Origin of the sequence: Schaalia sp. Marseille-Q2122 (assembly GCF_903645355.1) — a bacterium.
GTDB lineage: Bacteria > Actinomycetota > Actinomycetes > Actinomycetales > Actinomycetaceae > Pauljensenia.
Map to the genome: position 1 here is coordinate 92,884 of NZ_CAHJXR010000001.1, position 18,270 is coordinate 111,153.

17 protein-coding genes, 2 tRNA genes and 1 pseudogene are annotated in these 18,270 nt (G+C 60.5%); 8 read left to right on the forward strand and 12 right to left on the reverse strand.

The window, feature by feature from the left end; translation table 11 throughout:
- Positions 1 to 147: 147 nt before the first annotated feature.
- A complete protein-coding gene (gene trpB / locus HWX48_RS00380) occupies positions 148 to 1,452 on the reverse strand; it encodes a tryptophan synthase subunit beta (RefSeq protein WP_175953549.1) in 1,305 nt (434 codons plus the stop codon).
- A gap of 361 nt (positions 1,453 to 1,813) precedes the next feature.
- Here trpB and HWX48_RS00385 point away from each other — a divergent pair, with 361 nt between their 5' ends.
- Both HWX48_RS00385 and HWX48_RS00390 read left to right on the forward strand, forming a co-directional pair.
- On the forward strand, positions 1,814 to 2,338 hold the full coding sequence (locus HWX48_RS00385; RefSeq protein ID WP_175953551.1) for a hypothetical protein: 525 nt from the start codon (positions 1,814 to 1,816) through the stop codon (positions 2,336 to 2,338).
- Positions 2,331 to 2,687 carry a transcriptional regulator gene (locus tag HWX48_RS00390; protein WP_175953553.1) on the forward strand — a complete coding sequence of 119 codons (357 nt, stop codon included), beginning with the start codon at positions 2,331 to 2,333 and terminating at the stop codon, positions 2,685 to 2,687. Before HWX48_RS00385 ends, HWX48_RS00390 begins: the two co-directional genes overlap by 8 nt.
- 108 nt (positions 2,688 to 2,795) lie before the next feature.
- Here the strand turns inward: HWX48_RS00390 and HWX48_RS00395 are convergent, their stop codons facing one another.
- The 3 genes from HWX48_RS00395 to HWX48_RS00405 all read right to left on the reverse strand — a co-directional run bounded on the left by HWX48_RS00395 (position 2,796) and on the right by HWX48_RS00405 (position 3,951).
- On the reverse strand, positions 2,796 to 3,185 hold the full coding sequence (locus HWX48_RS00395) for a VOC family protein (protein WP_175953555.1): 390 nt from the start codon (positions 3,183 to 3,185) through the stop codon (positions 2,796 to 2,798).
- A gap of 37 nt (positions 3,186 to 3,222) precedes the next feature.
- On the reverse strand, positions 3,223 to 3,798 hold the full coding sequence (locus HWX48_RS00400; protein WP_124872211.1) for a GNAT family N-acetyltransferase: 576 nt from the start codon (positions 3,796 to 3,798) through the stop codon (positions 3,223 to 3,225).
- Between the two features lie 79 nt (positions 3,799 to 3,877).
- Positions 3,878 to 3,951: transfer RNA gene (locus HWX48_RS00405), tRNA-Pro, on the reverse strand.
- Between the two features lie 120 nt (positions 3,952 to 4,071).
- Here HWX48_RS00405 and HWX48_RS00410 point away from each other — a divergent pair.
- Together HWX48_RS00410 and HWX48_RS00415 are read left to right on the forward strand one after the other, a co-directional pair.
- A tRNA-Gly gene (locus HWX48_RS00410) sits at positions 4,072 to 4,145 on the forward strand.
- A 190-nt stretch (positions 4,146 to 4,335) separates the two neighbouring features.
- Positions 4,336 to 5,334 carry an LD-carboxypeptidase gene (locus tag HWX48_RS00415; RefSeq protein ID WP_217701559.1) on the forward strand — a complete coding sequence of 333 codons (999 nt, stop codon included), beginning with the start codon at positions 4,336 to 4,338 and terminating at the stop codon, positions 5,332 to 5,334.
- Between the two features lie 90 nt (positions 5,335 to 5,424).
- Here HWX48_RS00415 and HWX48_RS00420 read toward each other — a convergent pair whose 3' ends face one another.
- The 3 genes and pseudogenes from HWX48_RS00420 to HWX48_RS00425 all read right to left on the reverse strand — a co-directional run bounded on the left by HWX48_RS00420 (position 5,425) and on the right by HWX48_RS00425 (position 8,451).
- Positions 5,425 to 6,954, reverse strand: coding sequence for an ATP-binding cassette domain-containing protein (locus HWX48_RS00420; RefSeq protein ID WP_175953557.1), 1,530 nt, complete (start codon positions 6,952 to 6,954; stop codon positions 5,425 to 5,427).
- A gap of 31 nt (positions 6,955 to 6,985) precedes the next feature.
- A pseudogene (locus HWX48_RS11370) lies at positions 6,986 to 7,069 on the reverse strand (ATP-binding cassette domain-containing protein); the annotation flags it as partial.
- Positions 7,066 to 8,451, reverse strand: coding sequence for an ABC transporter permease (locus tag HWX48_RS00425; protein WP_175953559.1), 1,386 nt, complete (start codon positions 8,449 to 8,451; stop codon positions 7,066 to 7,068). The gene HWX48_RS00425 and the pseudogene HWX48_RS11370, both read right to left, overlap by 4 nt.
- Positions 8,452 to 8,643: 192 nt before the next feature.
- On the opposite strand from HWX48_RS00425, the gene HWX48_RS00430 reads away from it, so the two are divergent.
- Complete coding sequence (locus HWX48_RS00430; RefSeq protein ID WP_217701560.1) at positions 8,644 to 9,297, forward strand: TetR/AcrR family transcriptional regulator; 654 nt, start codon at positions 8,644 to 8,646, stop codon at positions 9,295 to 9,297.
- Here the strand turns inward: HWX48_RS00430 and HWX48_RS00435 are convergent.
- Positions 9,264 to 10,241 (reverse strand): GNAT family N-acetyltransferase, encoded by a 978-nt coding sequence (locus tag HWX48_RS00435; protein ID WP_175953563.1) that lies wholly within the window; start codon positions 10,239 to 10,241, stop codon positions 9,264 to 9,266. The genes HWX48_RS00430 and HWX48_RS00435 overlap by 34 nt on opposite strands.
- 48 nt (positions 10,242 to 10,289) lie before the next feature.
- On the opposite strand from HWX48_RS00435, the gene tig reads away from it, so the two are divergent.
- The 3 genes from tig to HWX48_RS00450 all read left to right on the forward strand — a co-directional run bounded on the left by tig (position 10,290) and on the right by HWX48_RS00450 (position 13,539).
- Entirely contained in the window at positions 10,290 to 11,603 is a 1,314-nt protein-coding gene (tig, locus tag HWX48_RS00440; protein WP_175953565.1) for a trigger factor, read from the forward strand.
- A gap of 680 nt (positions 11,604 to 12,283) precedes the next feature.
- On the forward strand, positions 12,284 to 12,889 hold the full coding sequence (locus HWX48_RS00445; protein WP_175953748.1) for an ATP-dependent Clp protease proteolytic subunit: 606 nt from the start codon (positions 12,284 to 12,286) through the stop codon (positions 12,887 to 12,889).
- Between the two features lie 2 nt (positions 12,890 to 12,891).
- The gene (locus HWX48_RS00450; protein WP_124872186.1) at positions 12,892 to 13,539 is read left to right on the forward strand and encodes an ATP-dependent Clp protease proteolytic subunit; all 648 of its coding nucleotides are present in this window, start codon (positions 12,892 to 12,894) and stop codon (positions 13,537 to 13,539) included.
- A 158-nt stretch (positions 13,540 to 13,697) separates the two neighbouring features.
- On the opposite strand, the gene HWX48_RS00455 is transcribed toward HWX48_RS00450, so the two are convergent.
- From HWX48_RS00455 to HWX48_RS00470, 4 genes are all read right to left on the reverse strand, one after another.
- Positions 13,698 to 14,882, reverse strand: a complete 1,185-nt coding sequence (locus HWX48_RS00455; protein WP_175953567.1) for a Gfo/Idh/MocA family protein — start codon at positions 14,880 to 14,882, stop codon at positions 13,698 to 13,700.
- Between the two features lie 107 nt (positions 14,883 to 14,989).
- Positions 14,990 to 16,348 carry an alpha-L-fucosidase gene (locus HWX48_RS00460; RefSeq protein WP_175953569.1) on the reverse strand — a complete coding sequence of 453 codons (1,359 nt, stop codon included), beginning with the start codon at positions 16,346 to 16,348 and terminating at the stop codon, positions 14,990 to 14,992.
- A gap of 66 nt (positions 16,349 to 16,414) precedes the next feature.
- The gene (locus HWX48_RS00465; protein ID WP_175953571.1) at positions 16,415 to 17,305 is read right to left on the reverse strand and encodes a carbohydrate ABC transporter permease; all 891 of its coding nucleotides are present in this window, start codon (positions 17,303 to 17,305) and stop codon (positions 16,415 to 16,417) included.
- Entirely contained in the window at positions 17,302 to 18,192 is an 891-nt protein-coding gene (locus HWX48_RS00470) for a carbohydrate ABC transporter permease (RefSeq protein WP_175953573.1), read from the reverse strand. The genes HWX48_RS00465 and HWX48_RS00470 overlap by 4 nt, the downstream gene beginning before the upstream one ends.
- Between the last annotated feature and the right edge of the window lie 78 nt (positions 18,193 to 18,270).

Consider the following 18,270-nt stretch of genomic DNA (forward strand, 5'->3'; position numbering starts at 1 on the left):
GTTCTGCAAGGAATGCAGAACTCCCCATCAGTGTGAGAGTCTCAGGGATGGCGCTCGGTGAGCACTGTCATTCTGGGGGTATGAAGCACTCGCGGGCGCCGCCCTGCCTCTCGAATCACCTGCTGCGCGGCTCGTGTCGCCTACGCATCAGTTGAAGTAGGGACGCAGTTGCTCCATGTCCTTATCGCCGCGGCCCGAAAGGTTCACCAGCAGCGTCAGGGGGGCGGCGGTCGCCTCGTCCTGCGTTCCATTCTCAGCGGCCTGCGCGGCGCGCTGGCGGGCGATCTTAATTGCCTGAGCGACAGCGTGAGAGGACTCCATCGCGGGGATAATGCCCTCGTAGCGGCTCAGTAGACGGTAGGCCTCGATGGCCTCTTCGTCGGTGATGCCCACGTAGGAAGCGCGGCCAATCTCTGCCAGGTAGGGATGCTCGGGACCAACCGAGGGGTAGTCCAGACCGGCCGAGATCGAGTGCGAGGGCAGGATCTCGCCGTCCTCGCCGAGCATCACCATCGAACGCATGCCGTGGATGATGCCCGCCTGTCCCTTGCAGATCGGCGCGCCGTGCTTGCCTGAATCCAGGCCGTGGCCAGCGGGCTCAACGCCGATGATCTCAACATCTTCGTCATCCAGGTAGGCGGCGAAAGCGCCAATCGCGTTTGAGCCGCCACCGACGGCGGCAATGACGGCGTCGGGGAGCTGGCCGAACTCGGTCAGCATCTGCTCGCGAGATTCTTCTGAGATGACCTCTTGGAAGAAACGCACGAGGGTGGGGAAGGGGTGGGGGCCAGCGGCTGTGCCCAGGAGGTAGAAGGTGTCCTCCAGGCGTGTGCACCATTCTTCGAGGGCGACGTCGATCGCGTCTTTCAGGGAGGAATCTCCGCGTGTCACGGGGATGACGGTGGCTCCCATAAGCTCCATGCGTTCAACATTGGGGCGCTGGCGGGCAACGTCACGCGCTCCCATGTAAATCGTGCATTCCATGCCCAGGAGTGCGGCAATCATCGCAGTGGCGGTACCGTGCTGGCCTGCGCCGGTCTCAGCAATCAGGCGGGTCTTACCCATGCGCTTAGCGAGTAGCCCCTGCCCCAGAACGTTATTGCCCTTGTGAGCGCCGCCATGAACGAGATCCTCGCGCTTGAGGATGATGCGGGTGCCACCCTCAAGGGGAAGGTTGCGACATTCGTACAGGGGGGTAGACCGGCCCAGGAAGGAACGGCGCAGGGTGTTGAGTTCTTTGATGAACTCAGGGTCTTGCACGGCTTCAACGTACGCGGCTTCGAGCTCGTCAAGGGCAGGAAGGAGGAAGTCGGGAACTTCCTGACCGCCGAAGCGTCCAAAGTAGGAGGGGATGAGCGTTGGACGGATGGTTTCTTCAGTGCCGGGAATGAGGGGCGCCGAGGGGGTGAAGGTCGCGTTGGGGGCTGCACCTTGTGCGTTTGCGGTGGTCATCGGGGACTCCTTTGAGTGGTTGGGGTGTTCGCCCCTGGCGGGCCCGAAGTGTGCACAAAAAATGCTCGCCAGGTGGCGAGCATTGGTCAGGTACGACTATTGAGTGGCTCGCCTCTAGGGGAGCCACCACCAGGAGAAGGTGTTCGTCGTCATGGATGTGATGATAGCCGCATGGGTGAGAGGAGGACGAATCGCGTGTCATTTTCTGAGACGCAGCTCGAAGAAAGCAGGGATTAGAGTGGGAAAATAATTTCCCCTCAGAAAGCACTTGCCAAACTGGCAAGTAGTTTCTATAGTGGAGGTGTGAGGAGGCCTGACGCCTCACACCTTCGAAACACACACCGCGAAAGGGGCGATCATCATGACACGCAACACCTCTGACCGTGACCAATCAGTTGGCGAGGTCGATCCCGCAAAGGCGCGCGAGCTCCTCGGCCTCGTCCGTCAATCCCAGATGAGCGCAGCGCCAACCCTGAGTCCCATGTGGATTCCCTACTCCATCTTCTGCGTAGGTGGAAGCACCTTCCCCCTGCTCAGTTTCGCTTTCGCCAAAGCCGGAATGAGTGAGCTCATCCCAGTCCTCGTCTTCTTCGGATGGGTGATCATTGCAGCAATCCTCATGGCCATTACCATGCGATCGGCAATCAAACGCCAAGCACGAGGTTTTGGCAGGCGGTGGAGCATCATGATGGCCGCCTGGGGCATCACATTCATGGGGGCGGTCTTTGCAAGCCGCGCAGCAATCGACGGCCAGCTCAGCGTCTGGACCCTTGTTGGTATCGCAGCACTCTTTGCCATCTTGGCGATCAATGGTCCCGTCATCGAACTCGTGACCGTGCGCAAAGCAGAAGGCCTCGCTCAGCGAAAGGAAGTGACCAATGGCTAAGGAGACAACCCCCGCCCTAACCCCTGGCGAGGCAGCGGCACACGAGGGGCACCCCCGCCTCGCCCTCGACGATAAGCTGCTCAACCCCCTGCGCCTGTCCATCGTCTCCGCCCTCGTTGCGCGCGACAGGGTCTCGTTCAAGGACATGCGCGAATTCATTCAAACCACCGACTCCACCCTGTCCAAGAATGCCTCAGCCCTAGAAGAATGTGGCTACGTCACCATCATCAAGCAATTCATCGGCACTCGCCCTCACACGTCCTTGTCGCTCACGAAACAGGGGCGACAAGCGTGGGAACGTCACATCGCCGCGCTACAGGCCATAGCCAGTGCGGGGGAACAGCAGTAGCCACACGAAGCGGCCGAGCGCATCAGGCCACTGACATATCCGCAGGCGGCGTCTCGTATCGCGTCATGCTACGAGGCGCCGCCTGCAGTGGCTCATGTGAGTCCAGGCTCAGTCGGTGAAACGCAAAAGGTAGCCGTCCGGGTCTTGAACGAGGAACTGCTTTTGAGTGAGTACCTCGGTACCAGTCTCATAGCGGCTGACCGAGAGCTCGCGGAAGGGCACAATACCGGCGTCCAGGACGCGCTGATAGAGGCCCTCGACGTCGCTGACCGTCATCTCAAAGTTAATGCCGCGCCCGTACGGGTGCTCCAGAGGGCCAGTTGACCAGTGCCCGTTCTCCTGCTCAAGCATCAGTTGATTGCCCTCACAAGAGATAAAAAGAAACAACTCCTCGGGACGCTCATACTCCAAGGTGAACTGCAAAACGTCAAGGTAGAAGTGACGGGTCGCCTCAATGTCGCTGACGGAGAGTTCGGGAATAAGGGAGTTGAATTTCATGGCAGTGTGCCTTCAGGTTGCAACGGCCAGGCGCCTGTCAGGAATGAAGCGCCCGGTATTCGTCTTCAAGGATGCCCATCTGGACATGGTCATGGAAGGTGCCGCCGTGGAAGGTAGCGGCCCTGCGTCGGCCTTCTTCAACAAAGCCCAGTGACGAATAGAGGTGAAGCGCACGTTCGTTGTAGTCCCAGGCTTGAATCTCCACCTTGTGAGCACCCATCTCGTCAAAGGCGATGCGCAAGACGACATTCAATGCGTCACGACCGTAGCCCTCATTTTGGAAATCTGGGCCGATAATGATCGCGCAGGTGGCAATGCGGATCGGCAGGCTCATGCCCCAGAGGGTGACGTGGCCAATACACTCCCCATCTACGGTGATGGTGTATCCACAGCCGTTAGGGGAGTCATTTGTGCTCCACATCTCGTACATCTGCTCAATGCTTTGAGCTGGCCGCGGGGTGATGACCTGCTGCTGGAAAATAGCCTCACCGCTGTCATTCCACCAGGCGGACAGCAGAGGAAGATCTGAGGGGTGGAGCTCTCGAAGGACAACTTTTTCACCAGTGAATCGAGTTCGTCCCCAGTGTTGCATCTGAGAAAACGTGGAAGGCATATCGGTCACTTCTTTCGTGTACGCGCTTCATGTGCGCAAAAACTGCAGATGGTAGGGAAAGTAAACCGACAGATGAAAGTCGGGGTAGCGGGATTTGAACCCACGATCTCCTGCTCCCAAAGCAGGCGCGTTACCAAGCTACGCCATACCCCGTGGTGTTTCCCCCATGGAAGCCACGGCGAAACAGCACCTCTATCATAACCGTGTCATACCCCGGTTTCGCAATTCGGCCTCAGACACGGTAGTATCGTTGTCGTTCACCTCGGTGAGCACGCGGATGTAGCTCAATGGTAGAGCCTCTGCCTTCCAAGCAGATTACGCGGGTTCGATTCCCGTCATCCGCTCCAAACCGCCAAACCCCCTGGATTGCTCCAGGGGGTTTCGTGCGTCTCAGGAGTGACGCTCAAAGCGGTGCTACGGTGTCATCTGGCACTGCACATGAGGCATTTTTGCCGACATAACGCGGTTAACAGGGCGTAGGTCTTCACGTCTCCGCCGAAGGGGTGCGTATCCCGCTTCGCGCTACACTGGCTCACCATGACCCGCACCTCGATCACTCCAAAGCCCCTTCAGCCAGGTTCACATATCCGCGTCGTAGCCCCCTCTGTGAGCCTGCCCTTCGTGGAACGAGGGGATGCGGGAGCATACGTTGTGGACTGTGCCTCCCACCGCTTCGAGCAGATGGGACTGCAGGTGAGTTTCGGTGCGCATGTGCGCGAGGCCGACAGCTTCTTCACGTCCTCGATTGAGTCCCGGGTGGCCGACCTCCACGAGGCCTTCGCTGACCCCACCGTCGACGGGATTATGACCGTCATTGGCGGATATAACAGCAACGAACTCCTGCCCTACCTGGACTATGAGCTGATTGCCGCCAACCCAAAGTTTGTGTGCGGTTTCTCGGATATTACGGCTCTCCACAACGCGATCTACGCCAAAACCGGGTTAATCACCTACTCTGGCCCGCACTGGTCCACCTTCGGTATGCGCGACCACTTCGAGGTCACGCACGCCTCTTTCATGCAGGCTGCCTTCTCTCGCGATCCCATTGAGTGGGTGCCAACGAACTGGTTCACCGACGACTTGTGGTTCCTCCAGCAGGACGATCGTCACAGACTTTCCACCGACGGCTGGTGGACCATCCAGCCAGGTAAGGCGGACGGCATAGCGCTTGGCTCTAACCTCAGCACCCTGGCCCTTCTCAATGGCACCGACTATCTGCCTGACCTTGACGGCTCAGTGCTCTTCGTTGAAGAGACCTCTAATAGTGACATCACAGAGTTTCGTCGCATGCTTGTCTCCGTCTTGCAACAGTGCGGGGCGGAAAACATCACAGCTCTTGTCATCGGCCGTTTCCAGGTGGCAAGCCAGGTCACCCGAAGCGACGTTGAGCAAACCGTTGCCTCCCTTCCCTGGCTGAAGGGGATTCCAGTTCTGGCAAATGTCGACTTCGGGCACACCACTCCACTTCTGACCTTCCCCATTGGTGGGCGCGCCCAGGTTGATGCGGATGCTCACCGCATGACCTTCCAGCGCTGAAGCCTCGTCCTTTCCGCTGACCGCGCTCCATTGACCCTGCGGTCGTCGAACAAAGCCGAACGTCGCCCATGAGTGACGACTGGGGGAACTCTAACGGTCAGTGACAAGACGCCCGGCCTCAAGCAGCACGAGGCGATCGCATTGCAGCGCCTCTTGCTGGTAGTGCGTCGTTATGAGAATCCCCGTTCCCGCGCTGGCCACGCGGTGAAGATGCTTCCATAAACGTGCCCGCGAAAGAGCATCCATCCCCGAGGTCGGCTCGTCGCAAATCAGTAAACGTGGCGCATGACTGAGCGCACATGCGACAGCCAGGCGGCGTTTGGCCCCCAGAGGGAGATCTCTCACCGGAACATTTGGGAACATCCGAATGGCATCGTCCCAATCACCGGCCTTCCACTTGCGCGTGTTCGGCCTCCTTCGGGCAAGGCTGTATGGGGCAATGGTGTCTTTCACAGCGCCGTAGGTATTCATGGTGAAGGCAAGATTCTCCCCAGGAGTCAGAGCCTCGTAGAGGCCAAGGCTCTGGGGAACGTATCCAATATTCGCCCGCGCCTGACGAGGTTCAAGCCCCTCAAAGAGTTCCACGCTGCCAGAGTCTGCCCGTTGGAGCCCCAAGAGAATGCGAATGAGCGTGCTCTTCCCAGCACCATTACTGCCGATCAAACCAACGATCTCGCCGCTTTTCAGGGAGAGTGAGACTTCCTCAAGGGCCGTGAAATCGCCGAAGTATTTCGTGATCTGCCTGGCCTTGATGAGCGGAATTCCCGATGGGTAAGTGAGGCGAGGACTAAGGGGCGGATCGGCACTTTCTGGATGCTTGTCTGCGCGGCCAGGATTGCCGGTGCTGGCTTCGCGCTCGCAAGCCAGCATGGAGGCAATCGTTGAGAGCTCAAGATCGAGGGCAACTGGCCGTCCTCCAACGGGCGGGGGAACCTCAGAGGATTGCCAGTAGTAGAAGCGCTGGCCCCTCTGCCAGGTATGAGCGTCATTGAGGACGAGGGGGACACTGCCGCTGATCTCCGTAGCAGCTGGATTGTTGGCCGCCATGTCCTTCGAGGCCCCCGCACCATCGTCATTGGGAACGGAAGCCTCTGCGTAAGGATGGGGCCGCGCATGACGTGGCAGGGGATCGCCAACCTGCCACACCCTGCCTGGGGTGGAGGCCAAGACCTCTTCGCAACTGCCCCGCGCCATGAGCTGCCCGCGATCAAGCACGCACACCTGATCGGCCTGCTCGGCCTCGTCCAAATAGGTAGTCGCCACCACCACTGTTGCCCCCTCCCGAGCCGCTCGCCTGATGAGCTGCCAGAGAACCTGACGACTCTCAGCATCAACGCCAGTCGTTGGCTCATCTAAGAGAAGCAGGGCAGGGGAGTGGATCATCGCCATGAGCACCCCCAGCTTCTGACGCATACCGCCAGATAAACGCGAGGCCAGGCGATCGCGTGCCTCATCCAGGCGGGCAGCCTCGCACAGGGCATCAATGCGCGCCTGCGTCACGTTGCGTGGCATGGAGTGGGCGCGGGCTGCGAATTGAAGATTCTCCACCACCGTCAACTGCGGCCAGGTGCCCGAGGTCGCCCCCTGGTAGCCGACCTCGCCCGTCGAGAGCGCACCCACCCCCCATCTGCGCCCGACCCTGCGCTGAGGTGAGCGTTTTCAGCAGGCTGGTCTTGCCCGCACCATCCCCACCCACGAGGGCGGTCACAGTGCCAGGGGAGAAGGAGATCATCATGCTCCCTCACCTCCCCTGCGTAGCATCAGTGCCATACGCACATTGGCCACCACGAAGAGGAACACCGCCATTGCCGCCAAAATCCCGAGGGGGAGGGACACCTCAGCAAGGGTTGCGCCACGCAACACAATGCCCTGCGCGGCCTTGGTAAACCACGTCAGCGGCATGGCATACCCCAGCCAGCGCACGCCCACCGCCATGGAATCCAACGGGAAAATCAGGCCCGAGAGGAGCACCTGCGGCATGAGGGTCATCACCGACAGCTGGATCGCCTGCCCGGTATTTTGCGAAACCACCGAAATGAGGATGCCCACCCCAAGGACAGCGAAGAGGAATAGCGTAGTCAGCAGGGCGTAGATCGCGTAACTGCCCACGAAAGGCACGCCAAAAATCCACGAGGCAAGCGCGGTAATCACCGCAATATTGCACAGGGAGATCACTAAGTAGGGCGTGATCTTGCCAGCGATAATCGACGCCGGATGCAGGGGCATGACGGCGAGCTGCTCAAGGGTTCCCGCCTCGCGCTCGCGGACAAGGCCGATGCTCATAATGACCACGCTAATGAACTGGACGATGAGGCCCACCAGGCCCGGCAGCATGACCCACGAGGTTTTCAGGTCAGGGTTGAAGAGAACGGTTGTTGTCGAGTCGGCGTCAATGGTGTCGAGGTTGAGTGCGCTGGTGTCGGGCAGCACTGGGAGTTCTGGCAGCGCAGGGAGGTTGGGTAGCGTGGGGAGGTCAGGGAGTGCCGGGGGCTCCGGGAGTGACGGCAGGTTGGGAGGAGGGCCTGGCGTGGGATTGGCGAGGGCGGTGCGTAGCTCCTCCATCCGTGAATTGAGTTCGCTGAGCGTGGAGCGCAGTTCAGTCAGCTGTGAGCGTGCCTCATCGATCTGGCCTTTTCGGCTTTCAAGGTCGCTTCGGAGGGCTTCGATATCTGCTGTGGTGGCGCGGGCGCGTTCGCGGACATCCTCGGCGATGGTTTGCATCCAGGTTTTCTCAACGGCCATCGCTTCGAAGAGCCCTGATCCATCAATCCACACATGAGTTCGCGTCGACAGGAGGGCGTCATCATTGGTGGTGGCTGTGGCGAAGATGATGGCATCGTAGGCGTCTGCTCGGAGGAGGGATTCAATGTCGGCTTCGCTCAGAGTGGGGTCGACGTGCTCGATAATAAAGCCTTCTTGCGAGGGGCTGAGGTTGGCGAGGGCGTCGGCGACGGAGCGCGCACCGGGGCCGCCGATAAGGACTTCATTGCGTTCGACGGTGAAGTTCGCGGCGAAACCGAAGACGATGAGGAGCATAGTGGGGATGAACAGAAGGAGGGCAAGGGTGCGGCGGTCGCGCAGGAGTTCGCGGAATTCCTTGATCACCATGGCTTTCATTGCAACCTCCTCGTTGCCAGGTTTCACTAGGTGATGAAATTAGCGTAGCACGACTTTTCATCGCATGGTGAAAATCATCGATAGAATATGCCGAGGCTTGAGACTCAAGGTTCGAGGTTCGAGAGGCGGGTCGCGGCAAATATGCCCATGAGAACAAAGCCTCCATCAGGAGCCCAGGAGAGGAGAGACGACGTGGCAACTCACGAATCTTCTGCCGCAAACGAGGCCACGCGGACAGCCTCGTCAAACCGGCGCGGACCGCGCGCTGACCGCACTGACATTGCCACAGGCATCCTCGATGGCGCCCGCAGCGTCTTCGCGCGCCACGGCTACCAAGGCGCCACCATTCGCATGATCGCCACCGAAGCAGGCGTCGACACCAAACTCGTCCACTACTACCACGGCAGCAAATCCGAACTCTTCTCCGCCGTCATTGCAGCAACCTTCACAGCCGAAGGAATCCAAGACCGTCTCCTCAAAGCCCTCGCAGGCGACGAGGGAGGATGGGCGGGCTACCTCGAATACATCATCACCACCCTCGACGACCCCCGCTTCGGTCCGCCCTTCATCTCGCTACTGCGCAGCGTCGGCACCCACGACGAATCCCGCACCATCATGCTGCGCTTCATCACGGGCCAGATCCTCCCCCAGATTCCCGCCGCTCATTCTGCGCAGGGCGCACCCCTGGAACTCGCGCTCATCGGAGCCCACATCCACGGCATCCTCTTCGCCCGCTACATCCTCCAACTCCCCCGGATCTGCGCCGCCACACCCCATGAGATCGCCCAGAGTGCCGCGCCCGCACTCGAAGCCTATATGGCGGCTTTTATTGCAGGGAAGGAATAGATCATCGGAATTGCGGTGGTGACCGCCTGTAGCCCCGCGCGCTGGAGAATCGGGCGGGAATACTCCGTGCAGTCGGCGTGAAGGTAGCGTTTGCCTGCGGCGAGGGCGCTTCGAGCTCGCGCTGCGGTGAGCGCCCGATACAGGCCAAGGCCGCGATGTTCCGGCAGACAGGTGCCGCCCATGAGCGAGGAAAAATCCGTGCCGGGAATGTGCTCAATGCGGCCCGTGCACACCATCTGATCTGGGGTGAGTGGGTCGATGGAAGTGCGCACGCACCACAGTTCTGCGGTGTTGTTTCCCCAAAGGCGTCGCGTCTGACGTTCGGCATACTCAGCTCGGCGCTCGTCAGAGAAGTTGAACACTCGTGCCGCTAACTCATTCGCGGCGTAGACATCCTCGCGTGAGGTCAGGCGCTGCACGCGGTAGCCCTCCGGCAGGGCTGACTCGGCATCAAGGATCACCTCAGCATCGCCGACCATGACCGTCTCAACGTCATCGCGAGTGAAACCGTGCGCCTCCAGGCGCTCACACAGATCTGCGGGCTCATCGTGCCCGCGAGCCTTCCATTCGAAAGACCGCACGGAGCCCACCTGACGATAGTGGGCGATGACCTCGTTAATCAGGGCGTCAATGTCGCTCACCCCCTCAAGAGAAGCGTAAGTGAGCAGGCCCCGCTGAGTGGAGGTGAGGAGTGCGGCGTAGGTCGGGCCGATGCGCGTCACGGAGGCGGCGTCAAAAACCTCGGCGTCGGTGCGCATCTGCGCGTCGTACATCTGCAGGAGGGAATCGGAAGTCATCATCGCCAATACTGTAGCGGAGATGGTGAAGCGTGCAGGGCGATAGCGGGCCCTCCCCTGGCCTGCGTGCAGGCGGCAAGCGCGGGAGTTCACACTGGCGGGTGGCGACAATGCCCCCTCACTGGCGTAGAATCGGAGAGTTGTCATGCGCCCGCTCGCCGGGTGCCCATTCCTTTGATTCTGGAGTGCACACACGTGAAGAGCACCGTTGAGACCCTTGAGCCCACCAAGGTTCGCCTGACCGTTGAGGTTCCCTACGAGGAACTCAAGTCCGAAATGGACAAGGCGTACAAGGACATTGCCAACCAGGTCTCCATCCCCGGTTTCCGTAAGGGCCGCGTCCCCGCACGCATCATCGACCAGCGTTTTGGTCGCGCCGCAGTCATCGAGCAGGTTGTCAACGAGGTCCTGCCCACCCACTACTCCGGCGCCGTCCAGGAAAACGACCTGCGCCCCATGGCCCAGCCCTCCGTTGAGGTCACCGAAATCCCCAACACCACCGGCGAACACGGCGGCCAGCTGGTCTTCACCGCCGAGGTTGACGTCGTCCCCGCGTTCGAGGTGCCCGACGTTGACGCCTCCACCGTCATTGAAGTTGACACCACCGAGGTGTCCGACGAGGACGTTCAGGCCGAGCTCGACGAACTGCGCGGCCGCTTCGCCACCCTGACCCCCATCAAGCGTCAGGCCAAGACCGGCGACTTTGTGACCATCGACCTGGTGGCTACCGTCAACGGTGAAGAGGTTGACTCCCTCTCCGATGTCTCCTACGAGATCGGCAAGGGCAACATGCTTGACGGCCAGGACAAGGCTCTACGCGGCTGCCACGCAGGCGACGACATCACCTTCACCACCACCCTCAAGGGCGGCGAGCACGAAGGTGAAGAGGCTGAGGTCTCCATGCACGTCTCCTCCGTCAAGGCCCGCGAACTGCCCAAGGCTGACGACGACTTCGCTCAGATGGTGTCCGAGTTCGACACCATTGATGAGCTCATGGAAGACCTGCGTAAGCAGGCTGGCCAGACCAAGACCTCCCAGCAGGCTCTGCAGGCCCGCGACCGCCTGGTTGAGCACCTGCTCGAGAAGGTGGAGATCCTCCTGCCCGAGTCCGCCATTGACGCTGAGGTTGCTCAGCGCGTTGGCGATTCCGCCACCGCGAAGGTGAAGAAGGAAGCTCGCGCTGCCATCGAAAAGGAATTCCGCACTGAAATCCTGGCCGAGGCCATCGCCAAGAAGCTTGAGGTCCAGGTTTCTCAGCAGGAACTCATCGACTACGCCCTGCAGATGTCCCAGTCCTACGGCATGGACATCTCCCAGCTGTTCTCCAACTCCGCCCAGCTCTCCGCCGTCGTGGCCGACCTCGGCCGCGCCAAGGCTCTGATCGAGCTGCTGCGCGTGGTGACCGTCAAGGACACCGCCGGCGCTGACGTGGACCTGTCCGCCTTCCTGGGCGAAGAGGTTCCTGAGGTTGAGGAAGAGGCCGAAAAGGAGGCTGGCGACGAGGAGTGATCCTCTCAGCTTTTAGCTGACTAATCTCGAAGGCTGGGGCGGCATCAAAAGATGCCGCCCCAGCCTTTTGTTGTGACAGGCACGAGTGGGAATCTGACTGGGCAGGAAGTGTTCGAAGGACTCGGCAGGGAGCTAGTGGGGCTTTGTCGGGGAGTTGGAGGGACCCGGCAGGGAGTTGTGGAGCAGTTGTTGCATTGCGTGACACCTTTAGCTGTCACCTAAGGTCGCAACTGCTCCGCAAAGCAACAACTGTCACATTTCTGCCCATGATTACCATGGAATGGGCGGCACCAAGGTTGGTGGTGTGGCTGAGGGCAGGGCCTGGGCGAAGGGAAGGCTCTTGCCAGGTTGGTGGTGTGGGCCAGTCGGTGGTTGGAGGGAATCAATGGGGGCCGGGCGGGCCTGGCAAGAACAGGGCGAGCAGGCGGGGAGTTGTGGAAGTGCAGCACCGCCGACAATGGGAGCGGCGTTGTCGTTTCTGGGGGTTATGCGGTGTGTAAATGACAACGCGGTGTGCGAAGCGAGGCTGCGCGCTCGCAGGCTGCGGCGAATAATCGCCCGTGCGCCGATAGCGAAAACAGCGGACGCAGCGCGCCTGAGGGCACAAAAACCACTAGGTTAGGGTGCAGTACAAGTCCGCAGTGGACTGTGAATCCTGGAGGTGACACGTGAGCAACGTGATGCACGGCGCGGGTGCCGAAACCCCGATGGCGTTGGGAGACTCCGTCTACCAGCGCCTTTTGAAGGAGCGAATCATCTGGCTCGGCGGCGAGGTCCGCGACGATAATGCCAACGCGATCTGCGCCCAGATGCTGCTGCTTGCGGCAGAGGATCCCAACCGCGATATCTACCTCTACATCAACAGCCCCGGCGGTTCGGTGACCGCTGGCATGGCTATCTACGACACCATGCAGTACATCAAGCCTGATGTCGTCACCGTGGGCATGGGTCTGGCCGCCTCCATGGGCCAGTTCCTGTTGACCGCTGGAACGCCGGGGAAGCGCTACATTACGCCCCACACCCGCGTGCTCATGCACCAGCCTTCGGGCGGCGCTGGCGGTACCGCCACGGACATCCGTATTAACGCTGACCTCATTCTCAAGATGAAGGAAGAGCTGACTCAGATTACCGCTGATCTGACGGGGAAGTCCTACGAGCAGATTCTGGCTGACGCTGACCGCGACCGCTGGTTCTCCGCCACCGAAGCCCTTGAGTACGGCTTCGTGGATAAGGTCGTGTCGACCCCGCAGGAAATCGGTAACCGCGCACAGGATGGAGCTAACTGACTATGAGCACCCAGCCCTACTTTGAGGCTATTGCCCGCCAGATGCCCCAGGCGCGCTACGTCCTGCCCTCCTTCGAGGAGCGCACCGCCTATGGCTTCAAACGCCAAGACCCCTACGCCAAGCTCTTCGAAGACCGTATTGTCTTTATGGGCGTTCAGGTTGATGACGCTTCAGCTGATGACGTCATGGCTCAGCTCCTGGTTCTTGAATCTCAGGATCCCGATTCGCTGATCACCATGTACATCAATAGCCCCGGCGGCTCCTTCACCGCAATGACTGCCATCTACGACACCATGCAGTACATCAAGCCTCAGATCCAGACGGTATGCCTGGGGCAGGCTGCCTCGGCTGCTGCTGTCCTGCTTGCTGCGGGCTCTCCGGGCCGCCGTTTGGCCCTGCCCAACGCCCGCGTGCTCATTCACCAGCCTGCGATGGAAGGCATGCACGGACAGGCTTCTGACATTCAGATTTTGGCCGACGAACTCGACCGTATGCGCGCATGGCTGGAAGACACTCTGGCCGCCCACTCCAACACCCCTGTTGAGCAGGTGCGTCGCGACATTGACCGCGACAAGATCCTCACCGCACAGCAGGCGTTGGAGTATGGACTCATCGACCAGGTGCTTGCCTCCCGTAAGGGCAATGCCTAAGCAACACACCACTCAGTAACTGGCCCCTCGCTGACAGGCGCATAAGAAAAATGGGGCACAGTGACAACGCTGGGAAGAGGGCGGCTGCGTAGTGCAGCCGCCCTCTTTCCATGCATCTTCCCAGGTCAATTCAGCCCATGCTGGTAATGCCCCTTCAACTACCGTGAAGCCTCACTGAGGCGGTGTGGTGGAATCTGCTCAGGCATACTGCCATTGCGAACGGAACGCGCCCCCATGACTGCCGTGGCAACAGCATCACGCGCAGCCAGCGGGTTTGCAAGATGTTCTGCTTCAGAACGGGCCGCACCCTGGGCAATGATCGACACAAACTCAGCCATCGTGAGTTTATCGGCATCGCCATGACCACCCAAGTCGCCGACAATGGGGTACTCCTCATCGCCTTCAGGAGCGAAAGTGTGCCGTCTATTCCACACGCGCACGGCACCACCTTCACCGTCTCCAAAGTTCTCTAAACGCCCCGCATCACCAATGACGGTGTAGTTACGCCAGTAGTCTGGCGTGAAGTGACATTGCTGGTAGGAAGCGAGAACACCATTGTCTAGACGCATCTGCAGCATGGAAATATCTTCAACGTCGATGATGGGATTCAGGTTGCGCTGTGCTCGCGGCGGCCAGTTATCCATAGAAAACCACTCGGGCATCGTCATATCTGAGTTGTCTCGACGAGAATCAATATCTCCATAGATCATGAGGTCGCCCATTCCCTGGACCACAGACGATGACGCTCCCGCAAGGAAGTGGATGACATCAATATCATGCACGCCCTTCTGGAGTAGCAAAGTGCCCGCCCGTGAGCGATCCGCATGCCAGTCCTTGAAGTAGTAGTCACCCCCATTACCAACAAAATGGCGGCACCACACGGCCTGAACCTGACCAATGGCGCCCTCGTCAATGAGGCGCTTCATCAGCGTAATCACCGACATGTGCCGCATATTGTGCCCAACATATAAGGGTGTGCCAGTGGATGCCGCGAGATCAACGAGGGCATCTGAGTCCTCTAAGGATATGGACATCGGTTTTTCGAGGTAGACGGGGATACCCGCCTGCAAGAGAAGTTCCGCGACGGCTTTGTGCGTATCATCCGGGGTGCAGACGATGGCACCACGTACACGCCCACTGCCGGGGCCTCCGGTGTGGGCGATGAGTTCTTCTACGGAACTGAGGACGTCGATATCACCAAAGAGTTCGCGGGCTCGGCCTCGTCCTGCTTCCGTGGTGTCCACTGCCCACGCGATCCGGGAGCCGGGCTCAACGGAGGGGATGTGTTTGCCGATGGTGGCGCGGGCACCGCAGCCAATGATCGCGTAACGGTGGTTTGTCATGCGTTTCTCCTTTGTCACGGCTCCAGGGGTGTTAGATGGGTGCAGGAAAACCCTGGAGGCTGGCAGCACGAGCGCCAGTCTCCAAAGGTTGTCATCACCGCAGGTCATCAACTCCGCAGGGTTATTTCAACGACAGTATCATCGGCATCGGGCAGTGCGTAGGTAAATGAATCGTCGCCGCCTTCAGGCCCGAAAGCAACGAAAGTCAGGTCCGGGTAGGCCTCGATCACCCACGAGGACGCCAGGTGCAGGTCCTGTCCGTTGGCGAGCAAACGTACCGACTCGATATCCTCGGCGCGGACGCCCGGCAGGGGCAGGGGGCCAACGGGCTGTTCGAGGACGTGGGCGTACAGGTGGCGACCGCGCTGCGTCCAGCGCCCCCACTCGGGTTTGGGCAGGGCCGAACCTTCAGCGCCCTTAATCGACGCCACATTCGCGGACAGCCATCGACCAAGGTAGCGCAGTACTTCCGCAGATTCTGCGGGGATGACACCGTCAGCATCCGGGCCCACATTGAGCAGCAGATTGCCGCCCTTGCTGACCACCTCAACGAGCTTTCGCACCAGGGTTTGGCCAGACTTGTACTCGCGGTCACTGTGGTGCCACGCCCAGTGGTTATTCAAGGTGACGCAGGATTCCCACGGCACAGGGGAACCATCCTCAGCGAGGATCCCTTCCGGTGGCACGATCTGCTCAGGAGAGACGAAGTCGCCGCAGTAGGACGAGGGCGTGTCCGTGACGATACTGCCAAAGCCTGAAGCGGACACTTCCAGGCGGTTATCGACGATGACGTCGGGCTGGTGGCGGCGAACCATGGACATGAGTTCGGAGGCTCGCCAGGCTTCACCGTTGAGGTCGTCGTAGGAGAAGTCGAACCACAGGATGTCAAGCTTCCCATAGCGGGTGCACAGTTCTTCCACCTGCGCGTGCATGAGGTCTAGGTAGCGGTCGAAGTCATGGGTGCGCCCTGCGAAAGCGGGGTTATTGCGTTCGGGGTGGAAGCTGTCACCGTAGTGCGGGTAGTCGGGGTGGGACCAGTCAATGAGTGTGAAGTACAGGCCCACGCGGATGCCGCGCTTTCGGAAGGCTTCGAGGAATTCGGCGACAAAGTCCCGTTTGGGGGTCATTGCTGCTGAGGTGAAGGTTGAGTGTTGAGAGTCGAAGAGGCAGTAGCCGTCGTGGTGTTTGGCGGTGAGGACCGCGTACTCCATGCCCGCTTCTTGGGCGAGGGCGGCCCAGGCGTCAAAGTCGACGGATTGGGGGTTGAAAGCGTGGGTCCAGGGGGCGTAGTCCTCGGCGCTCATTTCTTCGTGCGAGCGCACCCATTCGCCTCGTCCGAGCGTGGAGTACACGCCCCAGTGGATGAACATGCCCAGGCGTGCGTGGCGGAACCATTCGGAGCGGGCGAAACGTTCGGGGACGGGGGTGCGTTGGTAGGGCGCGCTGGTGGGAAGCTGCGTAGTCATGGGTTGCTTGTCCAAATGAGGTTCGGGTGGTGGCGGGGTGGTGGGGGGGGCAGAGTGTGGGGAGGGTTAGCTCTTGACGGCTCCTGCTACCATGCCCGACACGATGTGCTTTTGGGCGAAGAGGTACACGGTGAGGACCGGGATCACTGACACAACGATGTTGGCGCATACGAGGGCGTAGTTGTAGCTGTGGAGACCCTGGAAGTTGAACACGGTCATGGGCATGGTCCACTTGTCCTGGTTGGGCATGAGGAAGAGGACGTTTTGGAACTCGTTCCATGCGAAGGTGACAAGTAGGACGATGCAGGTGACGCTCGCGGGCTTGAGGAGGGGCAAGATGACCTGGAAGAAGGTGCGCATGGGGCTTGCGCCGTCCATGATGGCGGCCTCGTCGAGCTCGCGGGGGAGGCGCTGGATGAAGCCCACGTACATGAGGGTAATGAAGGGGATCTGGATGCCAACGTCAACGAGGATCAGCCCGGTGAAGGTGCCGTAGAGGCCCAGGATTTGGAGGACCTTAATGGCGGGGATGAAGCTGAAGGGGGCGATCATGCCTGCCAGGAGGTACTGGTAGGCGCGCACAGTGAAGGTGGTGCGTGAGCGGGCAATGACGTAGGCGGCCATTGCGCAGACGACGACGGTGACAGAAGTGACGCCGACGGCGACGATGAGGCCGTTGAGGAGGCCTCGGGCGACACCTGGGGTGGATAGGACCGTCAGGTAGTTGTCCCAGCGCCACTGTTCGGGCAGGGCAAAGTCCATGACCTTGGATTCGCGGTCGGACTTGACGGAGGTGAGGAGCACGAGGGAGAGGGGGATGACGTAGGTGGCGGTAATGAGGAAGGCGACGAGGTAGACCGCCAGGGATACGAGGGGATTGCTGGCGGTGGCGCCCAGGCGTCGCAGGGAGGGGAGGGCGCGCGGGCTGCGCGAGGGAGTGCGGGTGATGGTGCTCATTCTGCATCGGCCTGACTGCGTTGGATGACAAAGTGGATGGCAAACGCGATGGTGGTGATGAGGACGAATTGGGCGAAGCTCGCGGCTGCGGGCAGGGCCAGGGAGCCGGTGACCAGCTGCTTGGCGATGAAGGTGGAGATCACCTCGGTGGCGTGCCCGGGGCCGCCGCCGGTGGTGGCGTAGATGATGTCGAAGGCCTTCATGCCGGAGATGAAGGTGAGTAGGAGTGCGAGGTTAATGGCGTGGGCGACGAGGGGGAGCTTGATGGACCAGATGGTGCGCAGGGGGCCTGCGCCGTCGATCTTTGCCGCTTCGAGTGCGTCTTGGGGGACGGATTGGAGGGCGGCGAGGACGATGACGACGGTCCAGCCCACGCCGATCCACACGTCGATACCTGCCACAGTTACCAGTGCGGTGTCGAAGTCCCCGAGCCAGGGGCGAGTGATTGCGCCGAGTCCGACGACTTCAAGGAATTGATTGACAATGCCATCGGAGTCAAGTAGGAAGTTGAAGACCATGCCGACGACCACCAGAGAGATCATGATGGGGGCGTAGACCAGTGCGCGAAGGAAGTCTCGTCCGATGAAACGTTGGTCCATGAAGAGGGCTAAGAGGACGCCAATCCCGGTTTTTCCTATGGTCACAAGGAAGGCGAAGAGGAATTGGTTGAGTACGGCGGGAAGGAACTGGCCGGTGGAGGAAAAGAGGGTGTAGTAGTTCGTCAAGCCCACGAACTTCATCGTTGAGGACGTGAGCGTGGCGTCGGTCAGAGACAGGCCCAGGCCGACGAAGGCGGGGATGATGTAAAAGACGGTGAAGATGATGAGTGCCGGTGCGAGGAAGTACGAGGGGTACATGCGTGCGCGGCGGCGAGAGGAAGCAAACACAGGTCCTCCTGAGCGCATTGTGAGAAGAGAAAGAGGGCGTGGCGAGGGCGGCCCACTACGCGTGTGGCGCGTGGTGGG